At 32.3% G+C, this 17,544-nt stretch carries 15 protein-coding genes and 1 tRNA gene; 8 read left to right on the top strand and 8 right to left on the bottom strand.

The genetic code is table 11. The features are described from left to right. The first annotated feature begins 6 nt into the window (after positions 1-6). Genes HHX25_RS01665 through HHX25_RS01655 form a run of 3 tightly spaced genes read left to right on the top strand, consistent with a single transcriptional unit; the run spans position 7 to position 3,348 of the window. Positions 7-1,053: an aldose epimerase family protein gene (locus HHX25_RS01665; protein WP_169669409.1), complete on the top strand. Its 1,047-nt coding sequence runs from the start codon at positions 7-9 to the stop codon at positions 1,051-1,053. Between the two features lie 30 nt (positions 1,054-1,083). After that, entirely contained in the window at positions 1,084-2,094 is a 1,011-nt protein-coding gene (locus tag HHX25_RS01660; RefSeq protein WP_169669407.1) for an L-rhamnose/proton symporter RhaT, read from the top strand. A gap of 27 nt (positions 2,095-2,121) precedes the next feature. Beyond that, entirely contained in the window at positions 2,122-3,348 is a 1,227-nt protein-coding gene (locus HHX25_RS01655; RefSeq protein ID WP_169669405.1) for a glycoside hydrolase family 117 protein, read from the top strand. Between the two features lie 877 nt (positions 3,349-4,225). Here HHX25_RS01655 and HHX25_RS01650 read toward each other — a convergent pair. Beyond that, positions 4,226-8,440: a hybrid sensor histidine kinase/response regulator transcription factor gene (locus HHX25_RS01650; RefSeq protein WP_169669403.1), complete on the bottom strand. Its 4,215-nt coding sequence runs from the start codon at positions 8,438-8,440 to the stop codon at positions 4,226-4,228. Between the two features lie 266 nt (positions 8,441-8,706). Then, positions 8,707-8,780: transfer RNA gene (locus HHX25_RS01645), tRNA-Met, on the bottom strand. Between the two features lie 132 nt (positions 8,781-8,912). Between HHX25_RS01645 and HHX25_RS01640 the strand changes: the two genes are divergently transcribed. Both HHX25_RS01640 and HHX25_RS01635 read left to right on the top strand, forming a co-directional pair. Further along, positions 8,913-9,302, top strand: coding sequence for an START-like domain-containing protein (locus tag HHX25_RS01640; protein WP_169669401.1), 390 nt, complete (start codon positions 8,913-8,915; stop codon positions 9,300-9,302). 58 nt (positions 9,303-9,360) lie between these two features. Continuing rightward, positions 9,361-10,203 carry an aminotransferase class IV gene (locus tag HHX25_RS01635; protein ID WP_169669399.1) on the top strand — a complete coding sequence of 281 codons (843 nt, stop codon included), beginning with the start codon at positions 9,361-9,363 and terminating at the stop codon, positions 10,201-10,203. Here the strand turns inward: HHX25_RS01635 and HHX25_RS01630 are convergent. From HHX25_RS01630 to HHX25_RS01610, 5 genes are all read right to left on the bottom strand, one after another. After that, positions 10,200-10,760: a YqgE/AlgH family protein gene (locus HHX25_RS01630; RefSeq protein ID WP_169669397.1), complete on the bottom strand. Its 561-nt coding sequence runs from the start codon at positions 10,758-10,760 to the stop codon at positions 10,200-10,202. The two genes, HHX25_RS01635 and HHX25_RS01630, sit on opposite strands and share 4 nt — an antisense overlap. Positions 10,761-10,884: 124 nt before the next feature. Continuing rightward, positions 10,885-11,157: an HU family DNA-binding protein gene (locus HHX25_RS01625; RefSeq protein WP_102754658.1), complete on the bottom strand. Its 273-nt coding sequence runs from the start codon at positions 11,155-11,157 to the stop codon at positions 10,885-10,887. A 188-nt stretch (positions 11,158-11,345) separates the two neighbouring features. Beyond that, positions 11,346-12,293 (bottom strand): methionyl-tRNA formyltransferase, encoded by a 948-nt coding sequence (gene fmt / locus HHX25_RS01620; RefSeq protein ID WP_169669395.1) that lies wholly within the window; start codon positions 12,291-12,293, stop codon positions 11,346-11,348. Beyond that, a complete protein-coding gene (locus tag HHX25_RS01615; RefSeq protein ID WP_169669393.1) occupies positions 12,290-14,194 on the bottom strand; it encodes a RecQ family ATP-dependent DNA helicase in 1,905 nt (634 codons plus the stop codon). Before HHX25_RS01615 ends, fmt begins: the two co-directional genes overlap by 4 nt. 2 nt (positions 14,195-14,196) lie before the next feature. Next, entirely contained in the window at positions 14,197-14,736 is a 540-nt protein-coding gene (locus HHX25_RS01610; protein ID WP_169669391.1) for an AAA family ATPase, read from the bottom strand. 203 nt (positions 14,737-14,939) lie between these two features. Here HHX25_RS01610 and HHX25_RS01605 point away from each other — a divergent pair, with 203 nt between their 5' ends. Genes HHX25_RS01605 through murA form a run of 3 tightly spaced genes read left to right on the top strand, consistent with a single transcriptional unit; the run spans position 14,940 to position 17,266 of the window. Next, positions 14,940-15,233 carry a DUF493 family protein gene (locus HHX25_RS01605; RefSeq protein WP_169669389.1) on the top strand — a complete coding sequence of 98 codons (294 nt, stop codon included), beginning with the start codon at positions 14,940-14,942 and terminating at the stop codon, positions 15,231-15,233. 20 nt (positions 15,234-15,253) lie between these two features. Next, complete coding sequence (locus HHX25_RS01600) at positions 15,254-15,946, top strand: DUF4290 domain-containing protein (RefSeq protein ID WP_169669387.1); 693 nt, start codon at positions 15,254-15,256, stop codon at positions 15,944-15,946. 9 nt (positions 15,947-15,955) lie between these two features. After that, complete coding sequence (gene murA / locus HHX25_RS01595) at positions 15,956-17,266, top strand: UDP-N-acetylglucosamine 1-carboxyvinyltransferase (protein ID WP_169669384.1); 1,311 nt, start codon at positions 15,956-15,958, stop codon at positions 17,264-17,266. 46 nt (positions 17,267-17,312) lie between these two features. Here the strand turns inward: murA and HHX25_RS01590 are convergent, their stop codons facing one another. Further along, positions 17,313-17,543: a KTSC domain-containing protein gene (locus HHX25_RS01590; protein WP_169669382.1), complete on the bottom strand. Its 231-nt coding sequence runs from the start codon at positions 17,541-17,543 to the stop codon at positions 17,313-17,315. Position 17,544: the final 1 nt, after the last annotated feature.

Genomic DNA, 17,544 nt, shown 5'->3' with positions numbered 1-17,544 from the left:
TTAATAATGAGTATACATATTTCAGATTTTGGAACATTAGATGGAGAAGTTATTAAAGAATATGCTTTAAAAAATGCTAATGGCGTTGAAGTTAAAATCACCAATTATGGTGCAACAGTTACTACCATTAAAGTTCCAGATAGCAAAGGGAATATTGAAAATATAGCTTGTGGCTTTGATACTCTGGATGGGTATTTTGCAAAAGATTATGTTGAAAATGCCCCATATTTTGGTGGAACAGTAGGCCGTTATTGTTCTCAAATTAAGGATGCAAAGTTTACATTAAACGGAAAAGAATATCAATTAGCAGGTAACTGTGGCCCTAATAATTTACATGGTGGAGCTGTTGGATTTGATAAGAAAATTTGGAGTGCAGAAACGATCGAAAATTCGAATGGATCTTCTGTTAAATTTAATCTGAAAAGTAAAGATTTAGAAGAAGGTTTTCCCGGGAATGTGGATGTTGTGGTGACCTTCACATTAACAGAAAACAATGAGTTAAACATTGATTATGTAGCAACTCCCGATGAAGATACCCCCTTATCATTAACCAATCATACATATTTTAATTTGAATGCTTTTAACTCTAATGTAGAATGTCATGAAGCCCAAGTTAATGCAAGTAAACGATTGATGCTAGATGATACAGGAGCAGCAACAGGTGATGTTGTTAATGTTGAAGGTGCAGCAGATGATATGCAACAATCAAAAAAAATTGGGGATGCACATAAAGAAATGGGAGATGGTTTTGAAAATTTCTACGTACTAGACAACGAAAAGCTTGATTTCGTAGAAGCGGCTAAAATAACATGTCCAGATTCTGGGAGGTCATTAACGGTTTCAACTTCAGAGCCCGTGATGTTATTATATACTGGAAAATATACTTCTGATGCTATAAAGCGTGAAAATGGTGAACAATACGGGAAGTATAGAGGATTCTGTTGCGAAACGCATCGTTATCCAAATGGACCAAACATTGAAAGTTCGCCAAAATCTATAACCAAAGCAGGAGAAACATTTAAAAGCAGAACCCAGTTTAAGTTTAACTGGTAACATATTACTAACTAAATATAAATATAAATTATGATTGAAGGAATTGTTTTAGCCATAGGGGCGGGCTTAATGCTTGGACTTTATGCGTTACCAGAAAAATTCACAAAAGATTTTAAATTTGAAAATACGTGGGGATTATTTTTTATCCTAACTATGTTTTTAGTGCCTATTGTAGCATCCATAACACTTATAAACGATTTCAGTAATGTATTTGCTCAAGTTCCAACAGATATATTATTAAAAATGGCTGCCGCAAGTGTATTATGGGGAGTAGGTGTTATGATGTGGGGTAAGGCTATCAACCATATTGGTTTATCTCTAGGTTTTTCTTTGTTTATAGGTACTGTTATTCTGGTAGGGTCTATTATTCCTTTTTTCGTAGATGGTATTCCTGAGGGAAATACGTTTATCACCATTCTCATAGGAATATTAGTCGTATTGTTTGGTGTTATTTTTAACGCTAAAGCTGGATTAACAAGAGAGAAAGACGAAGCTAAGACAGATTCGGCAGAGAAAAAAGGCTCCATGGTTACGGGGATTTTAATTGCTGTAGTTGGTGGTTTGTTGGCTACTGGTTTTAGCTATGCGAATGCGGTAGGTAGACCATCAATTCATGAGGCTTGTCAGGCTGCTGGTAATGCAGACTGGGTGACGGCAGTAGGGGTTATGTTCCCGATTTTTATTAGTGGTGGTATTGTTATGGCTATTTACTTTGCTTATGAGTTATCAAAGAAAAAAGCGTGGGGACAATTTAAAACACCACATTTTGGAAAAAACTTTATACTAATCCTAGTGATGGCTATTTTTCATTACGCTGCCTCCGCTTTATTTGCATTTGCAGCTTTTAAGCTAGGAGAAGTTGGAAATACTGTTGGTTACGCCATATTTAATACGGCATGTGTTGCAACTGCAATAGTAAGTGGTATTATCACTAAAGAATGGATAAATGCTTCATCTAAAGCGAAAAACTTTTTGTATTTAAGTTTGGCTTGCATGATTGGAGGGATAATAGTAATAGCTTATGCAAATAGCTTGGCTTAATATTTTAAAATAGAAATGATCAAAATTATGAAAAGAGTACCACAATTATTATTCGTATGTGTATATTTTATATTGTTTGCATGTAACGATAAAAAACAAGAAAAAGTAGAGAAAGAAACGGTTAGTACAACAGCTGATGTTATAGAGGTCACCGACGAGCGACAAGATTTTCTTGGTATAACCAATAAAGATAAACTAAGTGCTGCGAGTAAGCGTGCGTTAAAATGGCCTAAAGATTTAGGTAATGATTGGTTTTTTGATTACCAAGTACAGGATCTAAAAGGTGATTTGGCATATGAAGAAGGTGTCGTGCGAAGAGATCCAAGTGCTATGATAAAAGAGAATGGTAAGTACTATGTATGGTACACGAAATCTGTAGGGCCAACTGATGGTTTTGCAGGAGATATTGAAAAAGATAAGGTTTTCCCTTGGGATCGTTGTGATATTTGGTATGCAACTTCTGAAGATGGTTGGACTTGGAAAGAAGAGGGACCAGCAGTATTAAGAGGGGCAAAGGGAGAGTATGATGATCGTTCAGTATTTACGGTTGAAATAATGAAGCATGAAGATATGTATTACCTATGCTATCAAACAGTAAAATCTCCTTATAATGTTCGTGTTAAAAATCAAGTAGGTTTAGCGTGGTCTAACTCACCAGATGGTCCTTGGGAAAAAAGCAAAGAACCTATTTTAAGTCCTGCAGATAATGGTGTTTGGAAAGGTGAGGAGCAAAACCGTTTTGCAGTTGAGAAAAAAGGTGATTTCGATAGCCATAAAGTACATGATCCATGTATACTGCCATACAAAGGAAAATTCTATTTGTATTATAAAGGCGAGCAAATGGGAGAACAAGTAACTTTTGGAGGGCGTCAAATTAGACATGGTGTTGCCATTGCCGATAACCCTAAAGGTCCGTATGTAAAGTCTCCTTATAACCCAATTAGTAATAGTGGTCATGAAATCTGTGTGTGGCCATATAACGGAGGTATTGCTTCATTGATTACTACTGATGGACCAGAAAAGAACACGGTTCAATGGTCGCCAGACGGTATTAATTTTGATATCAAAGCAGTTGTAAAAGGAGCACCACATGCTATAGGCTTAAACAGATCTGCTGATAGTGAAGAAGGGCCTGTTGACATTTTAAAATGGGGCTTGACACATCAGTATAGAAGTTATGATTACCAGTATATAAGACGATTTTCAACGTCGCAAAAAAAATACCATACAGCCAAAGGTGAAAAGGCTAAATAAAGATTAGGTTTTATCATTCGTTTATATTTTAGGTATCACTTATTTTCAAAAAAAGAAAATTACCTAGAATATAAACGAATGAAAACCATTTATATTAAGATACCAATCTAAAAATTACTTCTCTTTCTTTGTTTCTTGCATTTGATTTCCCTATATCGAATTGCATAAACTCTCCATAACAATATTTAATTTACTATTCGTTCATAAGGAATGCAATAAGCTACTATTTATTCGTAGTTTAATCTAATAGAAAAAGTTGCATTGTTTTTTAGAATTTAAAAGCCAACAATAATATGCAAGCTCTTGAGGTAAATGGCATTGTTTTAAAACAAGTTAAATAACAAAAGAACGGTATTTATGAGTTTTCTACTTTATGCTCAAACAATAAAGTGATTTCCACATTTCTTTTGCTAAAATATATCATATGTTCTAGCAATTTGGACATGAGGCGTGCTTTATTGTGTTTAAAATTATCAATTTAGCAGTATAAGCTCTTACAGTTATGCTGCAGAATACTTAAGAGGTTTTGAGTTTATTAAAAGAGGTAACCTGTAACCTCTCGCTCAAAGTTAGTTAGTTTTTAATTTGAGTTAGTTTTTAAATAAGAGCATATCTTTTAAGGTTTGCTCTTTTTTATGTTTAATACTTTCTGTAATAAAAAGTTTTGAGTGAATTCTTAGTTTGTTAAATAGCTTATAATATATTTTTGATCATGCACAAAAGTTGTGCTTAGGTATAAATTTACGCTAACCTCAAGTGAAAGTATTCGACATGTTTGATGCTTTTAATCTTTTTCTTATGAGGTTTTAATACTCGATGATAAAATATAGAGAAACCTCAGACTTCTGTATGAGTATTTAAAGAAAAAATAGAGTTCTTATTCATTGCTCTTTGATTTTCGAACATATTCACTTGGTTTAACTCCAAACTGTTTTTTAAAACATTTGGCAAAGTAAGATGCCGTGTTAAAGCCTGTCATGTACATGATTTCCTTAACGGATAAATCACTAGATTCAAAAAGCTGTACTGCTCTTTTTAGTCTAATATTTCTAATGAATTCACTTGAAGAAAGACCAGTGATTTCTTTGAATTTTAAATATAGATTGCTTCTACTATGCTCCATTTCTTTAACTAGCATTTCTACACTAAAATCGGTATTCATCATATGCTTTTCAACAATTTCAATAGCCTGTTGTAAAAAACGTTCATCAGACGATGTCACAGTTACCTCTTTTGGTTGTAGAGTAATTTCACGATTAAATCGGAGTCTTAATTTTTCTCTATGCTGTAAGATATTATTCAATTTAAGATGTAGTAATTCGACATCAAAAGGTTTTCTAATATAATCATCTGCCCCGTGTTTAAGTCCTTCTAATTCACTTTCTTGAGATAATTTAGCCGTTAAGATTAAAACAGGTATATGGCTTGTTGTCTTCGTTGTTTTTATTTTTTCACATAGTTGTAATCCATCCATTATAGGCATTAATAAGTCGGTAACTATAACGTTTGGTGTTATTTTAGAAGCTATTTCAAATCCTTCTTGTCCATTTTCTGCTTCGTAAATAGTATAATCATCTTTTAAAACATGTTTAATAAAAGTTCTTATATCTTTATTATCATCTACGACTAATAGAACAGGAGATTGAGATCTACTTTTAGAAATACTATTATCTGTAGTTTCATCATCTATATCTATGGCAAAAGATTCATTTTCGGAAGAGCGCCTTATAAAATCGGTATCTGTACTATCTTTACAGCTTATTTCGGGAATATTAATATATGCTTCTTTATTTGTGGGCAATTTAACAATAAAGTTTGTTCCTTGTCCAGGTTTACTTGAAACATGTATGGTTCCTTGATGTAGTTCTATAAGACTTTTTGTAAAAGATAACCCGATGCCAACACCTTTTGGATTATTTTTATCTGAACCCTTTTTTGTGTAGAATCTTTCAAAAATAGTTTCTGTTTTACTGCTGGAAATTCCGATTCCTGAATCTTCTACTTCAATGATTACATGATTTTCATCGGTAGGATTTTTGGTATTAGAAATATTAATGGTAATAGAACCGTTTTTAGGAGTAAATTTAAAGGCATTTGATAGTAGGTTGTTTATGATCTTTTCTAATGCATCATGGTCAAACCAAACAACCAAAGACGGAACGGTAGCATTAATTGTAAATTTAACATGCTGTTTATGAGATAAGAATTGAAAGGGCTCTGCAATTTCTTTAATAAAGGCAATGATGTCACTATGACGCATTACTAGGTGCATTTTTCCTTGATTTATCTTTCTAAAATCTAATAATTGATTGACCAATCGAAGCAAATAGTTCGTGTTTTTTTTCATTAAACCATATTGTTCTTGAGCAATTTCCGGTTTAACGTCATTTCCCTTTTTTTGCAAGTATTCTAAAGGTCCCTTTATTAGCGTTAAAGGGGTTCTCAATTCATGGGAAATATTTGTAAAAAACTCTAATTTTAAACGTTGCAATTCTTCTTCTTTTTGCTTTTCTAAAGAAGCCAGTTCTAACAAATGTTTCTTTTTAGTCTTGGTTACGGTATTTCTCCAAAAACCAAATAATATAGATAGTGTTAAAATACCATATAAGACATATGCTATGGTAGTTTTCCAAAAAGGAGGGACAATGTTTATACTAATTTGTTTGGCCGTATCTTCCCAGATACCATCATTATTAGAAGCTTTTACTTTTAAGGTATATGAACCATATTCTAGGTTGGTATAAGTGGCAAAACGTTTGCTGGAATTGGTATAAACCCATTCATTGTCAAACCCTTCTAATTTATATGCAAATTTATTTTTGTTAGGAGCAGAGTAATGCAATGCCGCAAATTCAAAAGAAAAGCTATTTTCATGGTGCTTTAGTTTCAAGTTGTCGGTTTCATTTATCGACTTGCTTAAGATAACACGACCATTTATTTCTTCACCTCGCTTGATAGACTTGTTCGAAATGAAAAAATTTGTGATAACAGATTTAGCTTTATGCGGGTTATCCTTAATGTTTTCGGGATAAAAAGAATTAAAACCATTAACACCTCCAAAAAGCATCTCCCCATTTTGTCTTTTTAAACAGGCTAATTCCTGAAATTCGTTGCTTTGAAGACCATCGTTTACATCGTAGTTTTTAAATGATTCACTTTTTGGGTTAAACCTAGAAAGCCCTTTATTTGTTGATAACCACAAGTTGTTCTCAGCATCCTCTAGAATTCCTTTGATCACATTATTGGGCAAACCATCAATTTCGGTATAAGGTTTGAATTTGATTTCTGAGGGATTTTCCGAAAATTCTATTTTATTTAAACCGCCGCCAAACGTACCAACCCAAAATTCTCCTTTTTTGCTTTCATATAGAGCTAAAATATAATTATGGGTAATACTATTTTTATCTTTTGGATTATTTTTATAAACATCAAATTTTGGATTTTCTTTTAAAATTTCTTCGGGTTTTAATCGGCATAGGCCATTGCCAGTAGCAAACCAAATGTTTTGCTTACTATCTTCATAGATGTTTCTTATTATATTGCTAGAAAGGCTGTTAGGCTTGGATGGATTATAAACGATGGCATCTTTTTTATAACCATCGGTTCCTTTATTTTTTAACCACCTCCGTATGCCGCCACTATAGGTTCCAATCCATACATTTTCGTGACTATCTTCTAGTATCGAAAATACGCTATAGCTAATACCCCTTATAGGTTTTAAATCAATATCTCTAATAGTGTCAATATTAGAAATGTCTATTTCATATAAACTAGGGACATTTTCTGCTCCAATTAAAATCTTTTTTTTATTTACTAATTCTGTAATAGCAAATGGCTTTAATACAGTTTTTAGGTTGATAAATTTTGAATAATTACCATCGTCATTCTCTTTGGTAAGGATATTTATACCTCCACCTTCAGTTCCAATCCATAGATTTTTATTGCTATCCTCAAACATTGATCTGATTTTATCATAACTAAGGCTTTTTGCATCTATTGTTTTTTTTATGTGATTGAATTGTTTTCTTTCTGGATCTATTTTATTAACTCCCCCACCATTTGTTCCTACCCAAATAATACCATTTTTATCAATGAAAAGTGATTTTATTATATTCTTACTTATACTTTTACCGTTTCTTGGGTCGTAGACAAATTTGTTTTTTAATATTGGGATGTTGCTAATGTTTTGATTTTTAAAAAATAAGAGCCCGTTGTTTGTGCCTGCCCATATATTATTTTCATTATCAATTTGAATATCATTAATAAAATCATAATTTATTTTTAAGGGCTTATCATTATTAAAATTTGCTTTAATAATGTATAACCCATTTCCAGTACCTACAACTAGCCTTCCTAAATTATCCTCTTTAATGGCTAATACAGGTATATTAGAATATAAATTAAGGAGTTTATTTACTGGTTTAAAGTAAATATCTCCATTCTCATCTCTAGATAGCTTAAATAAGCCTTTAGAGCCCCCAACCCATATTTGACCTTGGCTGTCTTCGAAAATACAATCCACTCCACTTCTAAAAAGACCATTTGAGATTTTGTCGTCTATGAGATTAAAATGCTTAAAAGATATTGAATCAATAGGTTTTTTTAAGTCAATTAAGTCAAGTCCGTCTGAAGTTCCAATCCAAAGTTTATCTTTTCGGTCTTTATAAAGGAAAGTAATATGATTACTAATCAGGCTATTAATATCATTTTTGTCATGGGTGAAATGAGTGAATTTACCGTTAGATTTATTATAATGATTCAAACCTTGCCCTGTGGTCCCTATCCATAAATTATCATCGTTATCTCCAGCTATAGAGTAAATTAAATTACTGTTAATGCTACTTTTAACTTTAGGATCTGGTTTGTATACAGTAAACTCATAGCCGTTATACTTGTTTAGGCCGTCGTGTGTTCCAAACCACATAAAACCTTTGTTATCCTGATAAATACAATTAACATCGCCTTGAGATAGTCCGTTGTTTATCGAAATTCTATCGAAATAAATATTGTTTTGACTAAACAAATTGGTACAACCTCCTAAGAATAAAAGAATAAGTGGTATTTTAAATAAATAAGATTTACTTAATTTCATGACCAAGATTTCGTTAAAATGTATGAATATATAAGATATTGTGAATTTAATTAATACACATAGTATTACCTAGTAAAAAAACATATATGTTCAATTTCAAATCATTTGTTTTGTTAATTTGATTTTGTCAAGTTGTGTCTAAGTTATATAGCCCTATAGAGTTAGCAAATAATGACACTTCTTTGGTTGTAAGTATATTTATAATTAGATTTCAGGAGTAAGCATGTAATGTAAAAAAGCTCTCGATTTCTCGAAAGCTTTTTTAGTAGCGAGAGGGGGGCACGATCCCCCGACCTCCGGGTTATGAATCCGACGCTCTAACCAACTGAGCTACCTCGCCGTAATTTAAGGCTGCAAATATAAAAACAATATTATTGTAAGCAAACAGATATAAGATAAAATATTATTAAAAATAGTTGTTTTACTTCTTAATTAATGTATATATTGGTAACATAAAATTTTTAAGGCATTTATGGACGATAAAATTAAATTTGATATTGAATTTCCAATACACGCATCCCCTCAACTGTTGTATCAATATATATCAACACCATCGGGGCTATCGGAATGGTTTTCCGATAACGTGAACTCTCGTGGTGAATTGTTCACTTTTATATGGGACGATAGTGAAGAGCAAGCTAAATTGCTAAGTAAAAAAAGTGGCGAACGTGTTAAATTTAGATGGCTAAATGATGAAGACGATCAGACAACATATTTCGAAATAAGAATTCAGGTTGATGAAATTACTAAGGATGTATCATTAATGGTTACCGATTTTGCAGAAGAAGATGAACTGGAAGAAGCTAAAATGCTTTGGGAAAACCAAATATCTGATTTGAAGCAAGTACTTGGGTCTGTTTAATTCTATATTTTAAATTATATTTGCCCCGCTCTTATTAACTAGAGGAGCGGGATTTTTTATGACAAATTTTAATGGAAATATTCTAGAGGAAAGTACAATGCTTTCAATTGAAAATAGGGGGTATAACTATGGGGATGCTTTATTTGAGACTATAAAAACCAGTTTTGGTAAAATATTATTTTGGGAAGATCACTATTTTAGACTCATGGCTTCTATGCGTATTATGCGTATGGAAATTCCAATGAATTTTACCATGGAATATTTGGAAGAACAAATCCTTGCTACATTGAAATATAATGAATTACTAAAATCTTCTGCAAGAGTCAAACTCATGGTCTATAGAAATGAAGGCGGGTTGTATACACCTAATTCTAATGATGTGAGTTTTGTAGTTTCTGTAAAACCTATTCAGGATGATTTTTATTTACTCCAAGATAGTTTTTATGAAGTCGATTTATTTAAGGACTATTATGTTTCACCAAGCTTGCTCTCTACATTAAAAACGAACAATAAAGTATTAAATGTGGTCGGGAGTATTTATGCTAAAGAAAACAACTTACATAATTGTTTGGTTTTAAATACGAATAAGCATGTTATAGAAGCCCTTAATGGTAATATTTTTGTTGTAAAAGATGCTATTATAAAAACAGCTCCAATAAGTGATGGTTGTCTAAAGGGAGTTATGCGTAAGCAGCTTATAGACATTATTAAGAGCATGCCCGATTATGAGGTTTTTGAGGATTCTATATCTCCATTTGAACTTCAGAAAGCTGATGAAATTTTTATAACAAACGTTATTGTTGGAATTCAACCTATAACAAAATATAGGAAAAAAGTATATGCTAATGAAGTTTCTAAAAGCTTATTGCAGAAGTTAAACGTGAAAATTAGATTGAATTAATTATAATTTGGATTTTCTGGAGCATTGGACCAAATGCTATATTCACCTCCAAACTCCAACATTTTTTCTTTCCAAAAGGATTTGTAATCTTTTTCTATAATATTGTTTTTGTAAATATTCTCGGTAACAACCCAAGAATTGGCTTTGAGTTCTTCTTCTAATTGATTGGCTTCCCAACCCGAATACCCAAGAAAAAAGCGGATGTCATTTTCATTTATTTCACCATTTGTAATAAGTTCGGCAACTTTACTAAAATCGCCACCCCAAAAAATTCCCAAAGAAATTTCAATACTCTGGGGGATTAATTTTGGTATTTTATGGATAAAATATAAATTATCTTGTTCTACGGGCCCTCCGTTATATACTTTATAGGTAGCTTCAACTTCGGGAACCAGTTCATTAATAGTATAATCTAGAGGTTTGTTAAGTATAAAACCTATTGAGCCATCTTTTGAATGATCTGCTATTAATACTATCGAGCGATTAAAAGAAACATCACCTATTATCGCAGGTTCAGCGATTAACAAATCACCTTTCTTTGGTTTAATTGTTATCATGCTTTTGAGGTATTAGCAATTAAATCTAATGTTTATTTATTAAAAAAGCAACTGTTTTATTGATATAAAAAAAGATGCCTTCAAATTTTGAAGGCATCTTAATAATATAAAAAGAAGTAAATTATTAGTTTACTGCATTTGATAAATCTGATCCAGCTTTAAACTTAACAACGTTTTTAGCCTTGATTTTTATAGTTTGTCCAGTTTGAGGATTTCTTCCTTCTCTAGCAGCTCTTTTAGAAACTGACCAAGAACCGAATCCTACTAAAGAAACTCTATTACCTTTTTGTAAAGCTCCTTCAATTTCAATGATCGCACACTCTAAAGCTTTCTTTGCAGCTGCTTTAGTAATTCCTGCGTGTTCTGCCATTGCGTCGATTAAATCTGTTTTGTTCATAATATAAAATTTAATTATTAATAAATTGGTTAAACATTATTGTTAAATCCTACTACAAATTTATACGGATTATGAAACCATGCAAGTAATAGCAAGGGAAAAACACGGTATTGTTAATAACTTGATACTTTTGTTAATAAAGGAAGTGTATTTTGTCGGTAATTTGTAATATCAATGATAATAAGGGTTTAGAGCGCTTTAGCATTTTCTTTAAAAGCATAACCGTTTAATAACGATTTTATATCCATGGTTCGTTTACCAGGAAGTTTAATTTCGTTTATAATAATGTAACCATTTGTAACTGCAACTTTTAACACTTTCTTATTAGAAATTATGGTACCAATATGTTCTGCATGAGGTGTTATTTCTTTTTCGGCTTGATATATTTTTACATCTAAACGATCTTCACCATTGATAAAAGTACACCAGGCTGCTGGATATGGACTTAAGCCGCGAATCTTATTGTATATATTATCTATAGACTCATTCCAGTCAATTTTGCAATTATCCTTATTTAATTTATAGGCTGTTCTAATATTTGCTGTAGTTTTTTGTGGTGTCGTTTTAACCTCTCCTTTTTTTATTTCGTTTACAGTTTTTAAAACCAAGGTACTTCCTATGTGCATTAATTTATCGTGTAAGCTTCCCACATTTTCGTCAGGCTCTATGTCTATGTCTTCTTGAAGAATCATATCGCCAGTATCAATTTTTTCGTCAATAAAGAAGGTAGAGACTCCCGTTTTGGTCTCACCATTAATAATAGCCCAATTAATAGGAGCTGCACCACGATAATTTGGTAGCAATGACGCATGCAAATTAAAAGTGCCATATTTGGGCATTTGCCAAACTACTTTTGGTAGCATTCTAAATGCCACTACTATTTGCAGGTTTGCGTTAAGAGCCTTTAATTCGTTTAAAAAATCATCATGCTTTAAATTGGTTGGCTGTAAAACTTTTAAGTTAGCTTCTTTAGCATAAATTTTTACGGCACTTTCGTTTAGTTTACGTCCACGGCCAGCGGGTTTATCTGGTGCGGTAATAACACCTACAATGTTATATCGATCTTCTACTAATGCTTTTAAAGTGGCAACAGCAAAATCTGGTGTGCCCATAAATACGATTCTTAAATCTTTCATGTATGACTTAGTTTATATGTGTTTGTTGGTGTAATGCATATAATATTATGTTCTAATAGTAATTTTAAAACTATTTTTAAATCTGTTTCTTTACAATTTAAAGTTGATATCATATCTCTGGATGATAAATCGCCGTTCTCTAATAGTTCTATAACACGTATTTTTGTGTTATTTATGTCTTGAGATGAGGTGTCTTTTTTAGAATTTATACAAACCGAGCAAATACCGCATGGTTTTATGTCTTTTTCTCCAAAATAGGCTAGGAGCTGCATACTTTTACAGACAGAGTCATTTTCAGTATAATCAAGTATTGCATGAACCTGATTTTGTTTTAATGTATTTTGTTGTTGTATAATTGATGCTATTCTGTTAATAGTTTTTTCATCTTCCCGAGGTTCTATAAAAGTAATTTGAGCGTCTGTTTTTGCTAAGTTTAGGGTAATGATTTCATCACTTTCTAATTGTTGGAGTGTCTGTATTAATTTATTTTCAGTTACTGAGGCTTTTTGAGAAATTTTCATCAAATCAATTTTAGTCACATGGTCGAAAATACCACCATACATTCTTAATATTGATTTTACGATAATATTAAAATCCTGATGTGTTTCTAAATATCTAAAAAGAGCGGCACTTGATATAACAAATTGAACAGTTACTTTGTTTTTAAATTGCTTAGATAAAGTGACAATACTGTTTCTATCTAACAATAACAAGGCGTTATAACATAAAATGGGACTGAAATTGTAAACTTTGCAAAAGGTATTAAACTCAAAATCAAGAGTTAAGTATTCACCTTCACCATAGGATATTTGAAAATAGTTGCACAATTTTTTGTAAACCTGTTTCACAAAATTTATGGTTGGCAATACGTTTAAAAATTGATTTTTTACTAAAACAGAATCACTATTGTTTTTTAAGATAACGGCAAAAGCTTTTTCGCCATTGCGACCTGCACGACCAGCCTCTTGAAAATAACTTTCAATACTTTCGGGTAAGTTAAAATGGATCACCGTTTTAACATCTGGTTTGTCAATACCCATACCAAAAGCATTAGTTGCTATCATAACCTGTTTTTGGTTTTGTGACCAAGCTGTCATGTTGGTATCTTTTTCAACATTTGAAAGTCCGCCATGATAATAAGTTGAAGTGATATTTTTAGACTTTAAAAAGGCACAGATTTCTACGGTTAATTTCCTATTTCTAACATAAATAATTGATGAAGCAGTATACTTTTTTAGAATAGTTTGAAGTCGGTAATATTTATCATCTTCGTGAAATACCATGTATGCTAAATTAGGCCTGGCAAAAGATTGTTTAAATATTTTGGGCTGAATAAAATCGAGTTCCTTTACAATATCGTCTACAACTTCTGGTTTAGCTGAAGCTGTTAAAGCAACAACATTGGCACTGGGTTGTATTTGCCGTAATATAGATATGTTTTTATAAGCAGGTCTAAAATCACTTCCCCATTGAGAGATACAGTGAGCCTCATCGACAGCTATTAAATTAACATGCATTTGTCTAATACGATCTTGAACCAATTCTTGTTGCAAACGTTCTGGCGACAAATAAAGAAACTTATAATTTCCATAGATGCAGTTATCTAAAAGCGTGTCTAATTGTTTGTAGCTAATACCACTTGTAATGGCCATTGCTTTAATACCTTTGTTGTTTAAAGTTAGTACCTGGTCTTTCATAAGTGAAATTAAAGGGGAAACAACAATGCAAATACCATCTTTGGCTAATGCGGGAATTTGGAAGCATAACGATTTTCCACCACCAGTAGGCAGCAATACAAAAGTATCTTCCCCATTAATGACGGCATTAATAATGGCCTCTTGGTTTAGTCTGAAAGCTGTAAATTTCCAATAACGCTCTAATATGTTTATGGGGTGCTCCATAATTACATATTCAATGTGTTTAAAATAAAATCAGTTCGTTTTTCTATTGTATCAAAAGGGACATCGATTAGATTGTAATTAAAATCTTGATAGGTCTTTAATAAGTGTTTGTGAATACTTAAAGCTTGTTCGAAATTTTCATAGCGTTCATTGTCACTTTTATAAATGGCCTCCCATGGTTTTAAAATGAAAACAATATCATAGGTTGAATCTTTGCATGTATTTATAAAATTTTGAGGGTAAGCGTCTCCAATATAATCCATGTAGGCTAGTACATCTGGAAGTCCTCTGTCAAAAAAAACAATTTCTGAAGAAAGCTTTTGGGCATCTAAGAATTGTTGTCGCCTGCCTTTTAAGAGTAATTCGCTAAATAATAACGGGTTGGTTAAAAATAATTGATCAATACCATCCTTTTTTGCTTCTAAAGTAACCTGACGTGAAATTTCTTCAAGACAGGTATAGCCCCTGTTAATCAATTCATTTATTAAAGTAGATTTCCCTGTTCCTGGTCCCCCCGTAATAACTATCCTTTTAGTCTTCAAATCGGCATTATTTTTCCGTAAAAATCGGAATTAAACTGCGATAAAAAAAATAGAAGTAAAAACAGTTGAAATCAAAACTTTTAACTATTAGCGTTACGAATATAATAACAGTATTCTGTGGCATGAAGAAGTACTTAAGTAAGCTGTTAAAAATAATGATATAAACAGATGAAACTGTATATTTGCACGATATAAAAAGAGCTATGAATACACCTTTAAATTCTGAAGAATTTTACGAAAAGCTAAAAGGGCAATTGTATGAAACTACAAGCTGGCCGGCGGAATATTTATATAAATTCATTATAAAATCTGATGTTAAAAAAATAGCTAAGCTTGAAGCTATTTTTAACAACCTTGGAGCTGTTATTAATAAAATTGAATCTAAAAATGGCAAATATACCAGCGTTTCTGTTAATTTACTGATGAGGAGTCCAAATGCTGTTATTGAAAAGTATAAAGAAGTTGCAGAAAAAGTTGAAGGGGTGATAAGTCTTTAGTTTTTTTTTGTATTTTGCGCATGCATACCAACTTACATGCAAAAACAATTAATTCTACACATTTAATTTTGAATATAGATAATTTAGAATACAATACAGAGCGTGAGCATTTAATTATTCCAGAATATGGACGCCATATGCAGAAAATGATTAACTACGCTAAAACTATAGAGGAAAAAGAAGAGCGAAACAAAATAGCAAAAGCTATTATTTCCGTAATGGGAAACATGCAGCCGCATTTAAGAGATGTTCCAGATTTTCAACATAAACTTTGGGATCAACTTTTTATCATGTCTAATTTTGAATTAGATGTCGATTCCCCTTTTGAAAAGCCTACTAAAGAACTTTTTGAAGAACGCCCAGAGCCTTTAAAATACCCACAAAACTTTCCTAAATATCGTTTTTATGGAAATAATATTAAAACGATGATCGATGTTGCAAATACTTGGGAAGCTGGAGAACTTAAAGAAGCTTTGGTATATACCATAGCAAATCATATGAAAAAGTGTTTTTTGAATTGGAATAAGGACACCGTTGAAGATGCTGTGATTTTTAATCATTTATACGAGCTTTCTGGAGGGAAAATTAATTTAAAAGACTCTAAAGAAGATTTATCTGATGCTTCTAGTTTAATGCGTTCTAAGAACAAATTTTCAAGTAATAAAAAAGGCCATCACAAAAAGAACTCCAACAGACAAAGAAAACGCCACTAGTTACAAGGTATGGGAACATTTAAAATTGAAGGTGGGCATCAACTAAAAGGTAGCATACAACCCCAAGGAGCAAAAAATGAAGCGTTACAAATTTTGTGTGCAGTTTTATTAACGCCAGAATTGGTAACGATTAATAATATTCCAGACATCGTAGATGTTAATAAACTAATCAGTTTATTAAGAAAACTAGGTGTTAAAATTGAAAAGCTAAAGCACGGAACGTATACTTTTCAAGCTGATAATCTCAATTTGGATTATTTAGAATCTGATGAATTTAAAATTGATGGGCGTGGTTTACGTGGATCGATCATGATTGTTGGACCTTTATTAGCCCGTTTTGGAAAAGGATACATCCCTAAACCTGGAGGTGATAAAATAGGGCGAAGACGATTAGATACGCACTTTGAAGGGCTTATAAACCTTGGTGCAAAATTCAGATATAGTAAAGAAGAGCAGTTTTATGGTGTTGAAGCCGATAAACTTATTGGTACTTACATGCTTCTTGAAGAAGCTTCGGTTACAGGAACGGCAAACATTGTTATGGCTGCTGTTTTGGCAGAAGGCAAGACAACAATATACAACGCTGCTTGCGAGCCTTACTTGCAGCAGTTATGTAAAATGCTTAATAGAATGGGAGCCAGAATAAGTGGTGTTGGCTCTAATATGTTAATTATTGATGGTGTAGAAACTTTAGGAGGAACAGACCATACCATGTTGCCGGATATGATTGAAATTGGTAGTTGGATAGGGCTTGCAGCTATGACAAAAAGCGAGCTCACCATTACGAATGTATCTTGGAACGATTTAGGGGTGATACCGAACGTTTTCAGAAAATTAGGCATTACCGTTGAGCGTCAAGGTGATAATATTTTTATTCCCGCTCATACTAATGGTTATGAAATACAGAGCTTTATTGATGGCTCCATTTTAACCATTTCGGATGCACCATGGCCTGGATTTACTCCCGATTTGTTAAGTATCATTTTAGTCGTAGCAACGCAAGCTAGGGGAAGTGTTTTAGTACATCAAAAAATGTTTGAAAGCCGTTTGTTCTTTGTTGATAAATTAATTGATATGGGAGCAAAGATTATATTGTGCGACCCACATCGGGCTACGGTTATTGGGCATGATTATAAGTCGACATTAAAAGCGACTACCATGACATCACCAGATATTCGTGCTGGAGTTTCGTTGCTTATAGCGGCACTTTCTGCTAAAGGAACGTCAACAATTCAAAATATCGAGCAAATTGATCGTGGCTATGAGCGTATAGATGAACGTTTGCGTGCTATAGGAGCTAAAATTGAAAGAATAGATTAGTTTTTAACTCGCAATTTTTAAATTTAGACTTTAAGGGGTAAAATATTCAACTAATCTTTTGTGTAAAACGAAATTCGTCGTATTTATTTTTTATGTGTTTTAAGAAGTACCTTCCTTTGGAATCGGTATTTCTAAATTCATGCCATACAGTTTTAGGGAATTTATGATACTGCCTGACTTGTTGCGTTTTTTTAAATTCTATTTCTAAAATATTATTTTCAAAATCATAACCGATACTATTTAGTATTGAAGATTCAATAGGTTCTCGTTCTAACATG

Origin of the sequence: Flavivirga algicola (genome assembly GCF_012910715.1) — a bacterium.
GTDB lineage: Bacteria > Bacteroidota > Bacteroidia > Flavobacteriales > Flavobacteriaceae > Flavivirga > Flavivirga algicola.
The sequence above is the reverse complement of the archived record's forward strand: the minus strand, read 5'-3'. Positions and strand labels throughout refer to the sequence as shown.

Excerpts from the sequence above, each read along its gene's own strand:
- HHX25_RS01655 (WP_169669405.1), top strand. The coding sequence starts at position 2,122 with ATGAAAAGAGTACCACAATTATTATTCGTATGTGTATATTTTATATTG.
- HHX25_RS01660 (WP_169669407.1), top strand. The coding sequence starts at position 1,084 with ATGATTGAAGGAATTGTTTTAGCCATAGGGGCGGGCTTAATGCTTGGA.
- fmt (WP_169669395.1), bottom strand. The coding sequence starts at position 12,293 with ATGAAAGATTTAAGAATCGTATTTATGGGCACACCAGATTTTGCTGTT.
- HHX25_RS01630 (WP_169669397.1), bottom strand. The coding sequence starts at position 10,760 with ATGATAACAATTAAACCAAAGAAAGGTGATTTGTTAATCGCTGAACCT.
- HHX25_RS01625 (WP_102754658.1), bottom strand. The coding sequence starts at position 11,157 with ATGAACAAAACAGATTTAATCGACGCAATGGCAGAACACGCAGGAATT.
- HHX25_RS01590 (WP_169669382.1), bottom strand. The coding sequence starts at position 17,543 with ATGTTAGAACGAGAACCTATTGAATCTTCAATACTAAATAGTATCGGT.
- HHX25_RS01605 (WP_169669389.1), top strand. The coding sequence starts at position 14,940 with ATGAATACACCTTTAAATTCTGAAGAATTTTACGAAAAGCTAAAAGGG.
- HHX25_RS01665 (WP_169669409.1), top strand. The coding sequence starts at position 7 with ATGAGTATACATATTTCAGATTTTGGAACATTAGATGGAGAAGTTATT.
- HHX25_RS01600 (WP_169669387.1), top strand. The coding sequence starts at position 15,254 with ATGCATACCAACTTACATGCAAAAACAATTAATTCTACACATTTAATT.
- murA (WP_169669384.1), top strand. The coding sequence starts at position 15,956 with ATGGGAACATTTAAAATTGAAGGTGGGCATCAACTAAAAGGTAGCATA.
- HHX25_RS01650 (WP_169669403.1), bottom strand. The coding sequence starts at position 8,440 with ATGAAATTAAGTAAATCTTATTTATTTAAAATACCACTTATTCTTTTA.
- HHX25_RS01615 (WP_169669393.1), bottom strand. The coding sequence starts at position 14,194 with ATGGAGCACCCCATAAACATATTAGAGCGTTATTGGAAATTTACAGCT.
- HHX25_RS01640 (WP_169669401.1), top strand. The coding sequence starts at position 8,913 with ATGGACGATAAAATTAAATTTGATATTGAATTTCCAATACACGCATCC.
- HHX25_RS01635 (WP_169669399.1), top strand. The coding sequence starts at position 9,361 with ATGACAAATTTTAATGGAAATATTCTAGAGGAAAGTACAATGCTTTCA.